The sequence below is a fragment of the Altererythrobacter chaiwopuensis genome, from assembly GCF_054957735.1.
In genome coordinates this window covers 1,133,063-1,149,041 of sequence record NZ_JBTXJF010000001.1, presented here as the reverse complement: position 1 = coordinate 1,149,041, position 15,979 = coordinate 1,133,063, and the positions used below count along the sequence as shown (strand labels likewise).

18 protein-coding genes are annotated in these 15,979 nt (G+C 62.4%); 12 read left to right on the top strand and 6 right to left on the bottom strand.

The annotated features are described in order from the left end of the window. Positions 1-63 precede the first annotated feature (63 nt). From ACX3VQ_RS05605 to ACX3VQ_RS05595, 3 genes are all read left to right on the top strand, one after another. Complete coding sequence (locus tag ACX3VQ_RS05605; protein ID WP_462579937.1) at positions 64-4,425, top strand: autotransporter domain-containing protein; 4,362 nt, start codon at positions 64-66, stop codon at positions 4,423-4,425. Positions 4,426-5,103: 678 nt separating this feature from the next. Further along, on the top strand, positions 5,104-5,256 hold the full coding sequence (locus ACX3VQ_RS05600; RefSeq protein ID WP_462571080.1) for a hypothetical protein: 153 nt from the start codon (positions 5,104-5,106) through the stop codon (positions 5,254-5,256). Between the two features lie 28 nt (positions 5,257-5,284). Next, positions 5,285-5,542 (top strand): YdcH family protein, encoded by a 258-nt coding sequence (locus ACX3VQ_RS05595; protein WP_462571081.1) that lies wholly within the window; start codon positions 5,285-5,287, stop codon positions 5,540-5,542. Here the strand turns inward: ACX3VQ_RS05595 and ACX3VQ_RS05590 are convergent. The 3 genes from ACX3VQ_RS05590 to ACX3VQ_RS05580 all read right to left on the bottom strand — a co-directional run bounded on the left by ACX3VQ_RS05590 (position 5,539) and on the right by ACX3VQ_RS05580 (position 6,870). Next, positions 5,539-6,108, bottom strand: coding sequence for a pyridoxamine 5'-phosphate oxidase family protein (locus ACX3VQ_RS05590; RefSeq protein ID WP_462579936.1), 570 nt, complete (start codon positions 6,106-6,108; stop codon positions 5,539-5,541). The genes ACX3VQ_RS05595 and ACX3VQ_RS05590 overlap by 4 nt on opposite strands. Positions 6,109-6,135: 27 nt before the next feature. Beyond that, positions 6,136-6,549 carry a DUF1348 family protein gene (locus tag ACX3VQ_RS05585; protein WP_462579935.1) on the bottom strand — a complete coding sequence of 138 codons (414 nt, stop codon included), beginning with the start codon at positions 6,547-6,549 and terminating at the stop codon, positions 6,136-6,138. A 147-nt stretch (positions 6,550-6,696) separates the two neighbouring features. Continuing rightward, positions 6,697-6,870 carry a hypothetical protein gene (locus ACX3VQ_RS05580; RefSeq protein WP_462579934.1) on the bottom strand — a complete coding sequence of 58 codons (174 nt, stop codon included), beginning with the start codon at positions 6,868-6,870 and terminating at the stop codon, positions 6,697-6,699. A 246-nt stretch (positions 6,871-7,116) separates the two neighbouring features. Here ACX3VQ_RS05580 and ACX3VQ_RS05575 point away from each other — a divergent pair, with 246 nt between their 5' ends. From ACX3VQ_RS05575 to ACX3VQ_RS05565, 3 genes are all read left to right on the top strand, one after another. Next, entirely contained in the window at positions 7,117-7,683 is a 567-nt protein-coding gene (locus ACX3VQ_RS05575; protein ID WP_462571086.1) for a TetR/AcrR family transcriptional regulator, read from the top strand. An 82-nt stretch (positions 7,684-7,765) separates the two neighbouring features. Continuing rightward, positions 7,766-8,293 (top strand): DsrE family protein, encoded by a 528-nt coding sequence (locus ACX3VQ_RS05570; protein ID WP_462579933.1) that lies wholly within the window; start codon positions 7,766-7,768, stop codon positions 8,291-8,293. A gap of 150 nt (positions 8,294-8,443) precedes the next feature. Further along, positions 8,444-9,031: a carboxymuconolactone decarboxylase family protein gene (locus ACX3VQ_RS05565; protein ID WP_462579931.1), complete on the top strand. Its 588-nt coding sequence runs from the start codon at positions 8,444-8,446 to the stop codon at positions 9,029-9,031. 144 nt (positions 9,032-9,175) lie between these two features. Here ACX3VQ_RS05565 and ACX3VQ_RS05560 read toward each other — a convergent pair whose 3' ends face one another. Further along, entirely contained in the window at positions 9,176-9,472 is a 297-nt protein-coding gene (locus ACX3VQ_RS05560; RefSeq protein WP_462572543.1) for a BufA1 family periplasmic bufferin-type metallophore, read from the bottom strand. Positions 9,473-9,697: 225 nt separating this feature from the next. Between ACX3VQ_RS05560 and ACX3VQ_RS05555 the strand changes: the two genes are divergently transcribed. Continuing rightward, positions 9,698-10,603: a sulfotransferase domain-containing protein gene (locus tag ACX3VQ_RS05555; protein WP_462579930.1), complete on the top strand. Its 906-nt coding sequence runs from the start codon at positions 9,698-9,700 to the stop codon at positions 10,601-10,603. Positions 10,604-10,663: 60 nt separating this feature from the next. On the opposite strand, the gene ACX3VQ_RS05550 is transcribed toward ACX3VQ_RS05555, so the two are convergent. After that, positions 10,664-11,416: a hypothetical protein gene (locus tag ACX3VQ_RS05550; protein ID WP_462579929.1), complete on the bottom strand. Its 753-nt coding sequence runs from the start codon at positions 11,414-11,416 to the stop codon at positions 10,664-10,666. A 217-nt stretch (positions 11,417-11,633) separates the two neighbouring features. Between ACX3VQ_RS05550 and argB the strand changes: the two genes are divergently transcribed. The 5 genes from argB to ACX3VQ_RS05525 all read left to right on the top strand — a co-directional run bounded on the left by argB (position 11,634) and on the right by ACX3VQ_RS05525 (position 15,290). Further along, the gene (gene argB, locus ACX3VQ_RS05545) at positions 11,634-12,545 is read left to right on the top strand and encodes an acetylglutamate kinase (protein WP_462571092.1); all 912 of its coding nucleotides are present in this window, start codon (positions 11,634-11,636) and stop codon (positions 12,543-12,545) included. A gap of 119 nt (positions 12,546-12,664) precedes the next feature. Then, positions 12,665-12,958 carry a YggT family protein gene (locus ACX3VQ_RS05540; protein WP_462571093.1) on the top strand — a complete coding sequence of 98 codons (294 nt, stop codon included), beginning with the start codon at positions 12,665-12,667 and terminating at the stop codon, positions 12,956-12,958. A gap of 4 nt (positions 12,959-12,962) precedes the next feature. Further along, complete coding sequence (gene folD / locus ACX3VQ_RS05535) at positions 12,963-13,856, top strand: bifunctional methylenetetrahydrofolate dehydrogenase/methenyltetrahydrofolate cyclohydrolase FolD (RefSeq protein ID WP_462579928.1); 894 nt, start codon at positions 12,963-12,965, stop codon at positions 13,854-13,856. Positions 13,857-13,904: 48 nt separating this feature from the next. Further along, positions 13,905-14,663 (top strand): hypothetical protein, encoded by a 759-nt coding sequence (locus ACX3VQ_RS05530; RefSeq protein ID WP_462579926.1) that lies wholly within the window; start codon positions 13,905-13,907, stop codon positions 14,661-14,663. Positions 14,664-14,666: 3 nt separating this feature from the next. Beyond that, positions 14,667-15,290, top strand: coding sequence for a MarC family protein (locus ACX3VQ_RS05525; RefSeq protein ID WP_462571097.1), 624 nt, complete (start codon positions 14,667-14,669; stop codon positions 15,288-15,290). Between the two features lie 16 nt (positions 15,291-15,306). Here the strand turns inward: ACX3VQ_RS05525 and ACX3VQ_RS05520 are convergent, their stop codons facing one another. Further along, positions 15,307-15,936 carry a TetR/AcrR family transcriptional regulator gene (locus tag ACX3VQ_RS05520; protein ID WP_462571099.1) on the bottom strand — a complete coding sequence of 210 codons (630 nt, stop codon included), beginning with the start codon at positions 15,934-15,936 and terminating at the stop codon, positions 15,307-15,309. Positions 15,937-15,979 lie beyond the last annotated feature (43 nt).

Below are 15,979 nucleotides of genomic sequence, written 5' to 3'. Positions count from 1 at the left end.
CAATAATAAACGCGAGTGCCGACGCGAACCGTCGGTGCCGCAACAATGGGTCGGAGCAAGTAATTGGGCAAGCAGGCGGGCGCGCGCGCACGAGAAGTTGTCGTGCAACACAGGATTTCCACGATCGCGATGCCGCCTGGGCCTGCGCCAGGTCGCGTAATTTTCGGTGGCCTGCGGCACATCTGCACTTCGGCAATTCGCATGGTGACCGGGGGCCTGCTGGCCTTGCTGGCCATGTTCCTGTTCGCCGCACCGGCCGCAGCGCAGACGGTTGTCGCATCATCGGCTACGCCGAGTACCTACAGCGGCAGCGGCCAGACAATTACATTCTCGTTTACGGTCAATTCCGGGAACAGGGTTGCCAGCAGCGCGACTGTGACCAGCCCGAAAGGCCTGGTTTATAGCTGTCCGATCGCAGACACAGTGAACACGAATGTCAACTTTACCTGCACGGCGACCTATACCACCACTGGCAGCGACGCATTGAATGGGGGGTTTGTCCAGGACCAGCCGACGGTCACAATGATTTCATTCTCGACGCCGTCGACTTTCGCCGGCCCGGTCATGCGATCGGACTATGTTGCGCCCGACACGCCGCCCGTGGTCCTATTCGACCCATTCAGCGTGGTGGTTCTCGCCGGCAACAATGCAACCTTCGACGCTTCCGCAGTGGGTAAGCCCACGCCAAGCGTGCAGTGGCAGGTTTCAACCGACGGCGGCGGAACCTTCAATAACATTGCGGGTGCCACAAACATTGCCACCACAATGGACATCCTGACATTTGCCACGACTGCAGCTGACCATGGCAATCAATACCGCGCGGTTTACACAAATTCTCTCGGCAGCGCGACCACTGCGGCCGCCACATTGTCGATCCAGGCTCCCCCGGTGATCACCACCCAGCCGGTAGGCGGAACTGCAGCGCCGGGAAGCAGCATCCCGCTGTCCGCCGCGGCCACGGGCAGTCCGACGCCCACCGCGAGTTGGTCCATTTCCGAAGATAACGGAGCAACCTACCAGTTCGTTTCTAGCGCGCTGTCGTTCAGCCTGGACTCGTTGTCACCCAAGGTTGTCCTTGCGAAGGTTGTGTTCACGAACACGGCAGGCTCGGTCACCTCGGATGTCGTTACCCTGACCTGGGCCAAGCAGAATCAGGCCATAACCTTCACCAGCTCGGCGCCTGCCTCGGCGGTTGTGGGCGGAGCGACCTATACGGTTGCGGCGTCGGCCACTTCGGGCTTGGCGGTCAGCTATTCGGTCGACCCGAGCGCCAGCAACGTCTGCTCGATTGCAGGCAGCACGGTGTCGTTCCAGGGAATCGGCACCTGCACGATCAACGCGAACCAGGCCGGCAACACCGCTTACAATGCAGCTCCGCAGGTTCAACAGGCCTTCGCGGTCGGCCAGGGTGCCAATATCATCACCTTCCCGGCGCTGAGCGATACCGCCTTCACCTCCGCCCCGCCGGTGCTTTCGGCAACGGCCAGCTCGGGCCTGGCGATCAGCTACAACTCGAACTCCACCAGCGTTTGCACCGTTTCAGGCGGAACGATCAGCTTTGTCGCTGGCGGCACCTGCTCGGTCACTGCATCACAGGCTGGGAACACCAATTATGTAGCGGCCACGCCCGTCACACAGACTTTCGCGGTCACCCAGTCTCCCAATGTCATCACCTTCCCGCCGCTGAGCGATACGCCTTTCACATCGGCCCCGCCGGTGCTTGGCGCAACGGCAAGCTCGGGCCTGGCGATCAGCTATGCCTCGAACTCGACCGGCATCTGCACTGTTTCGGGCGGAACGATCAGCTTCGTCACAGGAGGCATCTGCTCGATCACCGCCACGCAGGCGGGCAATGTCACCTACCAGACCGCCGCACCGGTGACCAACACCTTCGCTGTTACTCCAGGCACCAACACGATCACCTTCCCGGCGCTGGCCGATACCGCCTTCACCTCCGCTCCGCCGGCGCTTGTCGCAACGGCCAGCTCGGGCCTGGCGATCAGCTATGCCTCGAACTCGACCGCAATCTGCACGGTCTCGGGCGGCGCGATCAGCTTCGTCGCGGCCGGGACCTGTTCGGTCACGGCATCGCAGGCGGGTGACAGCAACTTTGCCGCTGCCACCCCGGTGACCAACACCTTCGCTGTTACTCCAGGGGTCAACACGATCACCTTCCCGGCGCTGAGCGATACCGCCTTCACCTCCGCCCCGCCGGTGCTTGGCGCAACGGCAAGCTCGGGCCTGGCGATCAGCTATGCTTCGAACTCGACCGCAATCTGCACAGTCTCGGGAGGCGCGATCAGCTTCGTCACCGCCGGGACCTGTTCGGTCACGGCTTCGCAGGCCGGTGACAGCAACTTCGCCGCCGCCGCACCGGTCACCCAGACTTTCACGATCACCCCCGGCACCAACACGATCACCTTCCCGGCGCTGGCCGATACGGCCTTCACCTCCGCTCCGCCGGCGCTTGTCGCAACGGCCAGCTCGGGCCTGGCGATCAGCTATGCCTCGAACTCAACCGGGATCTGCACAGTCTCGGGAGGCGCGATCAGCTTCGTCACCGCCGGGACCTGTTCGGTCACGGCTTCGCAGGCCGGCGACAGCAACTTTGCCGCTGCCGCACCGGTCACCCAGACTTTCACGATCACCCCCGGGACCAACACGATCACCTTCCCGGCGTTGGCCACCCGGTCGCTGGGAAGCGGCAGCTTCGACCTGACCGCAACCGCAAGCTCGGGCCTGGCGGTCACCTATACCTCCGCCACCCCGGCGATCTGTTCGGTGAGCGGCGGGGCGGTCAACCTGCTGGCGGTTGGTACCTGCACCGTGCAGGCCAACCAGGCCGGCAACGCCGAGTTCCAGGCCGCGCCGCAGGTCAGCCAAAGTTTCGAGATTGCCCCTGCGGCGACCACGGTCGCGCTGACCAGTTCGGCCTCGACAGTGTTCTTCAGAGTGCCGGTCACCCTGACCGCCACCGTGAGCGGCGTTTCGCCGACCGGAACGGTCGAGTTCAATGACGGCGACACCATGCTGGGCACCGCGACGCTGAGCGGCGGCAGCGCCACTTTCACCACCTCGGCCCTGGCGGCCGGGACCCGCCAACTGACCGCCTCCTATCTGGGCGATGCCAGCAACCTTCCGGGCACTTCGGCCGCGATCAGCGTGACGGTCAACGCCCGGCCTAACCCGGCGCAGGATCCGGATACGCGCAGCTCCATCGACTCGCAGTTCCGCACCGCCGAACGCTTCGTCCGCACTCAGATGACCAATGTCGAAAACCGCCTGAGCCAGCTGCACTCGGACGGCGAAGGACAGGACAGCATGAACCTGCGTTTCAGCCAGACCCGGCCACAATGGCACAACGGGATCCCTGGCGGTAGCCAGGGCCTGCAAGGCGGCACTGACGGTTATGGTTATAGCTACAGCAATACCCAGCCGCTTGCAGGCGGCGGGGCCATACTGGCCGCATTCGACCCGAACGCAGCGTGGCTGCCGGGCGCGCCCTTGGGCATGGCTCCGGTCGCGATGGGCGGCGGCAGTGGCGGCGAGAGCGCCGGCACCCGCCATGCAGCGGGCGAACAGCTCGAGCGCCGCGCTTTTCGTATCTGGGCGAGCGGCGACGTCAACTTCGGCAAGGAACAGCCCAACGGGGCGGTCGAACAACGCTTCACCTCGTCGGGGATCACGGTCGGCATCGATGGCAAGATCAACGCCAACCTGAAGCTGGGCGCGGCCTTCGGTTTTGCCTGGGATCACACCCGGATCGGCACCAACGGATCGGAAAACGATGCGACCAACGGCTCGCTGACCTTCTATGGCAGCTGGCGGGCGGCATCGAAGCTGTTCGTCGATGGGCTGATCGGCAAGGGTTACGGCACGATTGACACCACCCGCTTCTCCAGCACCGGCGCGGTGTTCCTCGACGGCAAGCGTGAGAGCGAGCAGACTTTCGCCGCGCTGATCGGGACCTACGAAACAAAACTGGGTAGCGGGATCGAGTTCGCCCCCTACCTGCGGGCCGACGGGATCTGGGTGCATCTCGACTCCTATACCGAAACCGGATCACCCTTCTGGGCGCTGGCCTTCCAGGCTGCGGACGAGAATAACTTCAGCGGCTCCGCCGGGACCCGGGCCCGGTTACCCCTGGGCAAGGGCAGCGTCTGGAAGCTGATCGCCAAGGCCGAGTACCGCATCCGGATCAGCGGCGACTACACCCAGTTGCTCGACTATGCCGACATCCAGGGCGCGCAGGGCTCGCCCTTTGCAATCACTGGACAAGGGGTTGATTCATCGACCTTCGCCGGTGGCCTGGGGATCGAAGGAAACCTGCACAACCTGATGCTGCGGCTGAACCACGACCTGACCACGCTGGCGGGCGGCAATATCAGCAACCGGATCAGCGGTTCGTTGATGTGGAGGTTTTGATCGGCTGCCGGAATTCCGGGGACAGTATGCCTAATTCCTCACGTAAAGGTTCAAAGTGGGGGGCGGCGCGTTCCTTAGCGCCTTCGCGGCTTAGCGCCTTCGCGTGAACCCGCTCCGTCACCCCGGCGAAGGCCGGGGCCCAGCGAGAAAACAAACGTGGCACTGCGTTGCTCTGGATTCCCGCGTTCAGCCTGCGGCTGTGCTTCGCAACCGCGGGAATGACGAAGTGCGTCCTAACACCCGCCCGGCAGCACAAGCGAATACCATTGGTGCGGGTGCGCCATAAAGCGCAAGCCCGCTTTCCTACAGGAGGGCGGGCCCGTTAGGCTTCAGGCCATGCCAGCCCACTCCCGCTCACCCCAGCTCCAATGTCGCTGCCCCAGGGAACCTGCCTCAAGGTCACATCTCCCTCCCTGCAAGGTGACACTTCGCGCGCCGCAAGGTCACGCTATCGCGCGGCAGGTTCACGCTGTGCGGCCAAGGGTCACACATTTCCACCCCAGGTTTACACATTGGAGGCTTTCGGGCGGTTTTTACTTCAGGACCGTGTTCCATGTGTTCCATCGCGCCGGATTGGCGGCGGGTCAAACCGCGTCGCCACACCGCCCCCGTTTGACCTCCCGCAAATCCCTGGGCGCAAAATGTGCTATGCTGCCCGCCACGAAAGGAGAGAGAACCATGCAGGAAACAAGCCTGGCCGATCGCCACAAGGAGCTGCGCGACCTGCTCGACAAGCTTGAGGCGCATCCCGAACGAGCCTATCCGCAAGAGCGCGCGCGGGTCGCGGTGCTGCAAAAGCTGCTCGCCGCGCATGAGAAGGCGCGGGCCTGAATTCCATCACAGATCGAGAGGCATTGCCATGTCACAGCATACCCCGCACGAACTCCACCAGGCCTTCCCCGAGGATATCGCGCTGCTCACCCGGCTCAAGGTTGATGACCGGCATTTCGCCAATCTGGCCGAACGCTATCACGAAGTGAACCGCGCGATCCACCGGATCGAAAGCGAGATCGAGCCCGCCAGCGACGATCATGCCGAGGGGCTCAAGAAACAGCGCCTCGCCATGCTTGACGAGATTTCCGCGCTGCTTGAGCAGGCGCGCAAGGCGGCGGGCTAGATTTCCCCGCCCTGTTCCAGCGCGGCAAGTTCCTCCAGCGTATAGCGCTGCGGGATATGCTGCGGGCAGTTCCAGTCAAACCCCGCCAGCGTGATCACAAAGGCGCGCTCGGGCACGGCGCGATATGCCGGATCATGCAGCCGTTCGACCAGTTGCGGATTGTCGGCAATCTCGACCACATCGACCGTGCCGAGGATCTTGAGCCTCCGGCGATTGGGGTAATCCATCAGGAACAGCGAGATGCGGTTGTTGGCCTTGAGGTTCCCGACGCTGAGATACTGCCGGTTGCCGCGGAAATCGACATAGGCGAGCCGTTTCTCGTCAATCACTTTGAGGAAGCCGCGAGGGCCGCCGCGGAACTGGACATAGGGCCAGCCGGTTTCGGACACCGTCGCCTGGTAGAACCCGTCACGCGCGGCGATGAATTCGGCCTCGCGCATGGTGAAGGCATCGCCGCCTGACACGTCGGGCGACAGGAAGCGGGCATAGCTTTCCGCGCTGCCCTGCTTGCGCTGCATCTCCAGCACATTGGGGGTGAAGGTCAGTTCGGCATAGGCGCGGGGCATACGGGGTTCTCCTTTAAGGCGAAGCTGTCAAAGGCGCCGGTCGAGCGCGGAAATCGGCTCGTCATTGACGCTGGCGAAGCGCTGGCGCATCAGCCCGGCCGCGTCGAATTCCCACATCTCGTTGCCGTGGCTGCGATACCACTGCCCCTCGGCGTCATGCCATTCATAGAAGAAGCGCACCGCGATGCGGTTGTCGGTGAAGGCCCACAGTTCCTTCTTGAGGCGATAATCCAGTTCGCGCGACCATTTGTCAGCCAGGAAAGCGCGGATCTCGTCGCGTCCGTTGAGGAAACGGTCGCGGTTCCGCCACTCGCTGTCGGGCGTATAGGCAAGCGCCACTCGCTCCGGATCACGCGTGTTCCAGGCATCCTCGGCGGCCTGCACCTTGGCGCGGGCGGTTTCCTCGGTGAAGGGCGGGGCAATGATGGGGGGCGTGGTCATATGTATCTCTGCGATCCTGAATGGTGGGCCTCAACGGATGACCCAGTGGGAAGGGGGGCTGCGGGGCACGGGGGCGATATGGGGCGGTCGTGCCCCGCAGCGGGGGGCCGCCGGGCTGGGACGCCCGGCCTTGGGGTATCGTGTACGTCAGGCCCCGCTTTCGGCATGCTGCGCGGGAAGGGTTGCTGGTGCCAACGGATCGGCCAGGGCGATGATGCAGGCGACGCCGAGAAACGCGGCAATGATGGCGACAAACGTGACCGGCCCTGGCCCGGGGCTCAGATCGGGATCGAATTCGGGGTTCTCGATCGGGCTCAACATTTTTGCCTCCTGCACGGCGAAGCGCGCGAAACGGACAATGACCGGATTGGGTTAACCGATCTGTCACTGTGGATCTATTACACAATTACCGATCAGTCAACCATCTTGTGCAAGATTTCCGCTGCGGCAGCGTGGGGCAGGCGATGGAGTATATTTACATTACTGATAATAGGCATTTATACCGGACAAGTTGAAAGGCGCCGGCCATCACGCTATTGACCGTTATGTCAATGTAAGGAGCAAAAGATGAGCGCTTCGAAGCGCGACGAGCTGGTCCAGAAGGCCCTCGATTCGTTCTATCGGGGGGGCTTCCATGCGATCGGGATGGACCGGTTGGCGAAGGAAACCGGCGTCTCCAAGACGGCGATCTACAAACACTTCCGCAGCAAGGAGGATCTGATCCTGGCTACGCTGCGGCTGCGTGACGAGCAGTTCCGCAACTGGCTCTATCGCCGGACCGAGGCGGCTACGCCGGACCCGCGCGGCCGGTTGCTGGCGATCTTCGATGCGTTGGCGGATTGGTTCGAGGAGCCTGGCTTCAAGAGCTGCATGTTCATCAAGGCATCGTCTGAATACCAGAACCGCGATCATCCGATCCATGCCATGTCGGCCGAGCACAAGAAGCTGCTTACGCGCTATTTCTCCGGGTTGGCCGAAGCGGCGGGGGCGCCCGATCCGCAAGGGCTGGCGCGCCGTCTGCTGTTGGTCAAGGAAGGCGCGATCGTTATGGCACACCTTGCCGGGCCGCAGTTGGTGGTGGGCGACATGAAGGACGCGGCACGCACGCTGATCGACGAAGCCCTGCCGCAATAGGCGCGGGCAATCCCAGCCAGTACTTGCCGCCGCTGCACCGCGATGGCACTAGAAGCCCGGACAAAACCAAGGGAGGACAATCTTGAAGAGATCGATCGCGTTGGCGGCCCTGTCGCTGTGCCTGCTTGCCGCTCCGGCGCTTGCCGATCATCACGCGCCGGGCGAGGTCATCGTCACCTCGGATATGAGCTTTCCCGCCGATGGCGAATGGAAGCACAGTTTCGATGCTTACGAATCCGAAGCCGGCAAGCCCAATGGTGCCTTTGCCCGCGCCCTCGCCTTCATCCGCGCGATGGAAGGCGCCGGGGTCGATCCTGACAATGTCAAGGTCGCCATCGTCATCCACGGCCCGGCAGTGTTCGATGTAGTCAATGATGCGCGCTATGGCGCCAAGTACCAGAGCGAGAGCGGCGAGCCGCTGCGCAACCAGAACTACAACAATGTGGCCGATCTGGTCGCTCGGGGAGCGGAAATCTGGGTGTGCGGCGTGGCGGCGAAATATCACCGCGTCGGCAATGCTCATTTGCTCGAAGGCGTGAAAATGGCGCCCAGCGCCACCGTGGCCCACGCTGAGCTGCAGCGGCGCGGATTCACCATCAATCCTTATTGATCGGCCTTCCCGCCCCGGGAATCGCGTTTTTATTCAGCGTCAGGGATCATCAAGCCGCGGCCCTTTGCTTGAAGGATCAAGCCGGGCTGCTGCGCTGGTTGGAATTGGGCGCAGCCACTATGCCGCAATAGATTCATCGCAGGAGTCACCATGGCCAAACTACCCACGCTTCCCGAAAATCCCGAAATGATCGACGTGCTGGCAAAATACCCGCAAGGCTTTGCGGCGCTGTGCGATTATCACGATGCAATCCTGCGCGGCCCATCGGAGTTGAGTGTGGCTGAGCGCGAGCTGATCGCGGCCTATGTCTCGGGCCTCAACCAGTGCAGTTTCTGCCATGGGTCACACCGCACCTATGCCGAAGTTCATGGCATCGATCCCGAAGTGTTTGAAAAGCTGATCGCCGATCCGGCGGCTGCAGGCGTGGATGCGCGGCTTCTGCCGCTGCTGGAATATGCCCGGGTATTGACCTTGACGCCGGCGATGGTTGGTGACCGGCTGGCGCAGGCGGTTTACGATGCCGGATGGGGCGAGGAGGCCTTGTTCACTACCGTTGCAGTAACCGGCCTTTTCAACCTGATGAACCGGTTGGTAGAGGGTACTGGCATTACCGCCGATCCAATTATCCGCGCAGGTTCACGAGCGCGCGCGGCGGGCAATATCGATAACCCGGCGCCCTATGCGGCATTTGCGGCAATGGTAGAGGATGTGCACCGTGAGCGTTACGGCCAAGCCTAGCGGGCGATCACAATAGCGCTGGCGGCTGACCTATTCGGATCGGTCTTCCCGACCAACGAAAACGGGCCAGCAGGGTCGCTGTCCTGCTGGCCCGCCTCACTCGCGTCTTCCTCAAGGAAAGGAAAACGTGCGACCCGAGCTCAGTTAAGCTTCGATGGGCTCGAGTGATCCGGTGCCATTGGGCGTTTCGATTGTCAGGCACGTGCCGGCATCGACATATGTCCAGGCATTGCCCTGATAATCGGCAGTGCTGGTTCCGGCGCAGCTGGTGCCCGGCCCGGCCGCGCAATCATTCTTGCCTGCCTTGGCGACGCCATAGCATTTTTCCTTGTCACCTTTCGGGTTCTCGGCAGCGGCAACCTGCTGCGGATCCGAACTGTCAACCGTGGTTGCATTCTGCGACGCACCGCTGTCTCCGCTCGGCGAGCAGGCGGCGGCAATCCCGGCGGCGATGGCCAGCGTAAGGCCACCTTTAAAGTGTATCGAATTCATTTGCGTAACTCCCAACTGTCGCAAGCCAGACCCCCAATCTCTTGCGGAGTCATCGGTGATTTCGCTGCAGCACGGGGAAAGGTTACAAAAATTTCTGAACAGCGGGCGATTGCAAGGATCACGCGAAGGTGTCAGTCAACTGTTGGGGTTGCGCTTTGGGCAGGGGTCATCGCGATGACAGCAGGATTGGGGCGCCGCGCGCGCAGTGTAGAGGAATTCGGCATCAATATGGGCGCGCTGGCCGCGATCCCGCCACAAAACTTTCGCCCGCTCAAGGCAGAATCAGGCGATGTGTTCATCGCCTGCTGGGCCAAGAGCGGCACCACCATGATGCAGCAGATGTTCCACCAGCTGCGCATGGGTGCCGCGACCGGCAAGGGCGATATGGATTTCGACGACATCAGCCGCATGACTCCGTGGGAAGACAGTGCCCCTGTGATCGACCACGACATCAACGGGGCGCAGCGTGCCAGCCCGCGCGGCTTCAAGACTCACCGCGAATATGAGCGTCTGCCATCAGACTGCCGCTATGTGGTCACGCTGCGCGATCCGCACGAAACCTATATTTCCATGCACCGCTTCTTCGACGGATGGGTGATGGAGCCGGGAGCGATAAGCCTGGAGGAATTCTTCCCCATATGGATGACCGGCGGGCCGGGCGGATGCGATTATTACACCCACTTGCTGAGCTGGTGGGCGCGCCGCGATGAGCCCGACACGCTGCTTGCCACCTATCGCTGGGCGGTGAAGAACAAGCGGGCGATGATTGCCCGGTTGGCAGAATTCTGCGGCATCGAACTAAGCGAAGAATTGGCGTCGATAGTCGAGGATATGACCAGCCGGGAATTCATGTATGCGCATAAGGACCGTTTCGACGATGCAATGTTCGGCGCCGCGCTCGAACGCAAGCTCGGCTTCCCGCCTGATCGCGATTCGACCAAGGCTCAGGCAAAGGGGAGCGATCCCAAACAGGTGCCACCGGCCATTGCCGAGCAGATCGATGCCATGTGGGCCGAACGCGTCGCGCCTGTTACGGGCCACGGTAACTTTGCCTCGCTCGCGGCAGAGCTTGACGGGTAGGCAGGCTTACATCCCGTCCCGGGCAGGGCCGGATTCGCCCCGCCCGGAATCAAGTGGCGATCAGAGGTTCACTTTCTTCTCGACATACTCGGTGAAGTCTTTCGAATAGGCATCGCGCAGCTCGGCTTGCGCTGCCTCGATCATCGTTTCGTCCGTTGGCGGGAAATGTTCGAGCGGGTTCTTGACCTGGCCGGTGCCTTCGCGCGTCACATTTTTGCCGTCGAACTGGCGGAATACCCAGCCCGTGAACAGGTTTGAGCCGTACATCATCGCCTTGTGATAGAAGATGTGCGTGGTGACCAGTTCGGCGTAGCAGGCGTTGTCGCTTTCGGTCAGCCGCTCGCCGCCCTTGAGCTTCTTGTTGAAGGCCTTGACCTCGGCCTTGAGCTCGGGATTGTTCTTCAGGTCTTCGTTCCAGGGTGTCGGCTGCTGCACGATCACCTCGTATTTGTCCGGATCGAGACCAAGCAGCCCGACGAATTCGAGCCTGTCCAGTTCGCCCAGTTGCACCTGCGGGCCAAGATATTCGCGCATCAGGTCCTTCACCGTCTTCACGCCCTGGGCATGGCCTGCCTGGTCGATCGCCGCGCCAACCAGGCCGAAGCCCGAGAACAGCCCCATCTTGACGCCGATATAATTCTCGGTTGGCCAGACATGCAGTTCACACGGCTTTGCCGGTTCGACTGCGGGTTCGGTCGCACTATCGCTTGCTGCCAGAGCTTCAACCGGTGCTTCGCTTTCCTGCGCAAGGGCAGGCATGGCGAAGACCATGGCACCGGCCATCAGGCCGAGCCGGAACGCATTCAACTTCATAGAAGGATTCCCTCTTTCCAGACCCTGATCGCGATCAACCACCGGTTCAAAAGAAGGTCAATAGAACCCGCTGAAATCCGGTCTGAAAACACAGTTCCTTGGTAGAATTGCGCCGTGGGGTGACGCATGCTGCGCGGCTTCATGCTTTGCAGCGCCCTTCCTTGCCGCTAAGCGCGCTGGCGAGCCCGGGCTTGCGGGCGCGACGAAAGGATTCTGGATGAGCGCGAGCAGCGATCCCAACATGCTGGCACCAGGCAATCTTGAAAAGGCCGAGGTGCTGATCGAGGCGCTGCCCTATTTCCAGCGCTATGCCGGGCGCACCTTCGTGGTCAAATATGGCGGCCATGCGATGGGCGATCCTGAGGCGGCGCGCGATTTTGCCGAGGATATCGTGCTGCTGAAGGCGGTCGGCATCAACCCGGTGGTGGTGCATGGCGGCGGCCCGCAGATTGGTGCGATGCTGAAAAAGCTGGGCGTTGAAAGCACCTTTGTCGACGGCCTTCGCGTGACCGACAAGGCCACCGCCGAAATTGCCGAAATGGTCCTGTCGGGCGCGATCAACAAGCAGCTGGTGGGCTGGATCGCGGGCGCAGGCGGCAAGGCGATCGGCATTTCGGGCAAGGATGGCGGACTGGTGAAGGCGCGCAAGGTGGAACGGACCACGCGGGACCCGGACAGCAATATCGAACAGGCGGTCGATCTCGGCTTTGTCGGCGAACCCGAACAGGTCGATACAACCGTGATCGATACCGTGGTTGCATCGGGCATGATCCCGGTCATCGCGCCGATCGGTGCGGGCGATGATGGGCACACCTACAATATCAACGCCGATACCATGGCCGGCGCCATCGCGGCGGCGCTGGGCGCGGCGCGGCTGTTCCTGCTGACCGATGTTACGGGCGTGCTCGACAAGCAAGGCAAGCTGCTGACCGATCTCAACCCGGCGGATATTGCCAGGCTGCGCGAAGACGGCACGATTTCGGGCGGGATGATCCCCAAGCTGGAAACCTGCGTGAAGGCGGTCGAATCCGGCTGCGAGGCGGCGGTGGTGCTCGATGGGCGCGTGCCGCATGCGATGCTGCTCGAATTCTTCACAACACACGGCGCCGGTACGCTGGTGCGCGCCTGAACGATGCGCTAGCGCGGGAACAGGCTTGGTCCCGCGGCGTAGCTTTCACCATGGGGGTGGCTTCAGGCGTATTACCAAGGTAATACGGAAGCGGGACGCAGAATACGGAAACGGGTAACATGCAGGCTCTATACGCGATCTACGAAATCATCTCCTTGCTCACCAATGTATTGGTGATGCTGATCATCATCCAGTTCGTTATCGGGTTGCTGTTTGCCTTCAACGTGGTGAGCGCATCGAACGAATTCCTGATGGCGTTCTACAATTCGATCAACCGATTGCTCGATCCGGTGCTGCGCCCGATCCGCAACATGATGCCGCAAACCGGCGCGATCGACTTCTCTCCCCTGGTGCTCATCATCGTGTTGCAGATCGTGCTGATCGTCCTGAGCAGCATTATCACGGGCGGCTGATCCGATGGGCGCAACGCTGATCGACGGCAAGGCATTTGCCGCGCGCCTGGGCGAGCGGGTAGGCGAAGTTGCAGCGAAATTTGAAGAGGCAGCCGGGCGCAAGGCAGGCCTTGCAGTGGTGCTGGTGGGCGATGACCCGGCGAGCCAGGTCTATGTTGGCAGCAAGGGCAAGGCAACCGTGGCCGCCAACATGGCCAGCTTCGAACACCGCTTGCCTGCCGATACCAGCAAGGCCGATCTGCTGGCGCTGGTCGAACGGCTCAACAGCGATCCCGCGGTTGACGGCATCCTGGTGCAATTGCCGCTGCCTGATCATCTGGACGAACAGGCGATTATCTCCGCGATCAGCCCCGACAAGGATGTGGACGGGTTCCATGTCATCAATGCCGGGCGGCTCAGCGTGGGCCAGCGCGGCTTCGTGCCCTGTACGCCGCTTGGCTGCATGATGATGCTGACAGACCTGCTGGGCGATCTTTCGGGCCTCGAAGCGGTGGTGATCGGCCGTTCGAACATCGTCGGCAAGCCGATGGCGCAGCTGCTGCTCGATGCCAATGCCACTGTCACCATCGCGCATAGCCGTACGAAAGACCTGCCCGCTGTGGTGCGCCGCGCCGATATCGTTGTCGCCGCTGTGGGTCGGCCCGAAATGGTCAGGGGCGACTGGCTCAAGCCCGGCGCGACGGTGATCGACGTAGGTATCAACCGCCTGCCGCCTGAACCCGGCAAGGAAAAGGGACGGCTGGTGGGCGACGTCGCCTTTGACGAAGCGAGCGAGGTCGCCGGCGCGATCACTCCCGTGCCGGGCGGCGTAGGCCCAATGACCATTGCCGTTTTGCTCAGGAACACGCTGGTCGCCGCGCACCGCAAAGAAGGGCTTGCCGTACCCGAGGGACTGTGAGCGTTTTCACCTTCGACAAGGCTGGTTTGTGTGGCTAGACCGCTTCCCATGTTCAGAACTGTGATTTCAATAGCGGCGCTGGCCGCCCTTTCGGCCTGCGCTTCCGCCCCTCGCCAAGCGATCCCCACGCAGATGATCAACCGCGTGCTCGCCGGTGCACCGGGGGAAGCCCAACCGGGCAAGATCGTCGCGCGCGAGCTGGAGTTTGCCCGCGCGGCGCGCGAAACGGGGCAATGGAGCGCGTTTCGTGCCTTCGCCGCTCCGGGCGCGCTGATCCATGGCCGCGAGGGGCCGATCATGGCCGAACCTTGGCTGGCAGCGCAAAGCAATCCGCCGGTTTCGGTGCAGTGGGAACCGCGCGCGGTATGGATGAGCTGCGACGGCGCGCTGGCTGTGAGCCACGGGCGTTTCCGCGAACCTGACGGGACCGTGGGAAATTTCATCACCGTATGGGAACGCCAGTCGGATGGCGCCTACAAATGGACTTATGATGTCGGTTCGCCCGACAATCCCCAGCCGCCCCCGCCCGCGCAGTTCGATGACGGCGATATCGTGGTGACGTCGATCGACGCGATCAAGGCCGGGATCGCCGATTGCCCGCGTCGCGGCGTTGAAGTGCCCGCGCCGCCTGCATTCTCGATTGCCGAGGATTTCACCCAGGGGGGCAAAGTGTCGAACGATGGCACCCTGCGCTGGCGCTGGGAAGATCGCGGAAGCGGGCAGCGGCGCGTGGTGGTCGACTATTTCTATCAGGGCAAATGGCAGGGCGCACTCGACGAGCAAATGCCGGCCGGGGATGCGGGCTAGGCCATGTTCGAGCTGTTCGTATCAGCCTTCATCACACTGTTCGTGGTGATCGATCCGCCGGGGTGTGCGCCGATCTATGCCGGGCTGACCAAGGGGGCATCGGCGGCGCAAGCGCGCAATATGGCGCTGCGCGCCAGTTTCATAGCAAGCGCGATCCTGCTGTTCTTCGCCCTTCTGGGCCAGGAACTGCTCAACGCGCTGCATATCCAGCTCGACAGTTTCCGCATCGCGGGCGGGCTGATGCTGTTCTTCATCGCCTTTGAAATGGTGTTCGAAAAGCGCACCCAGCGGCGCGAGGAACGGGCCGAAAAGGTCGCCGCCAGCCCCGAGGTGGAGGATGTCTCGGTTTTTCCCATGGCGATGCCGATGCTGGCCGGGCCGGGGGCGATTGCGGCCATTATGCTGCTGATGAACGAAGCCGACACGCTGCAGCAATCTCTGACCGTGCTGGCGGCGCTGGCTGCGGTATTGCTGATCACCGCTGCAGCGCTGGTTGCCGCAGGCCCGCTGATCCGCCTGCTGGGCGCACGGGTGGAAGCGGTGATTACCCGGCTGCTTGGCGTGCTCCTTGCAGCGTTGGCGGCACAATATGTGATCGACGGGCTGAGGGGCAGTTTCGGGATCTAGGGTCCTGACCCTAGGGCTAGATCGCCAGCGCCGCTTCCGGATAGCCAATGAGCTGGAGCGAGGTGCGCCCGGCGTCGAGGATATATTCGGGCTCTGCGGCGATCCGTGAACTGGCGCAGGCACCGTGGTGCAACTGCATCAGCGCGCGGCCGATCTTGTCCGGTGCTCCATCGGTCCGGCCTGCGGCAATGGCATCGCGCGCAATTCCGGTGAAGTAGCTTTGGACCCGGTCGAAGATATGGCCTGCCTCACGGCGGATTTCAGGCATTTCGAAGCCCAGTTCCAGCACCAGGCCGAGCACCGGGCAGCCAAGCAGGTCGCCCCTCTCCTGCTTCATCTCGATATTGCCGCGGTAGGCCTTGGTGTAGATAGCAATAAGCCGCTGATCGGGCGCCTTGTGGGCAGCGAAGCTGGCTTCGAAGATCTGCTCCAGCGTCAATATGCCCTGGTGGCGCGTGGCCGCCAGCGCAAGATCGCCCTTGTCGGCGAAATAGCGATAGATCGTTGCCTTGTTGACGCTCGCGGCATTGGCGATCTCGTCAACCGAGACGCCGTTGAAGCTGCGCTGCCAGAACATCTCGGCTGCGGTGGCCACGATATGCGCGCGCGTACGCTCGCCCTTGGTGGGGAAGTCTGCATAGTTCATAAATAACCGGTTAGTTATTTTCACTGAACTTGCAAAGCCACCA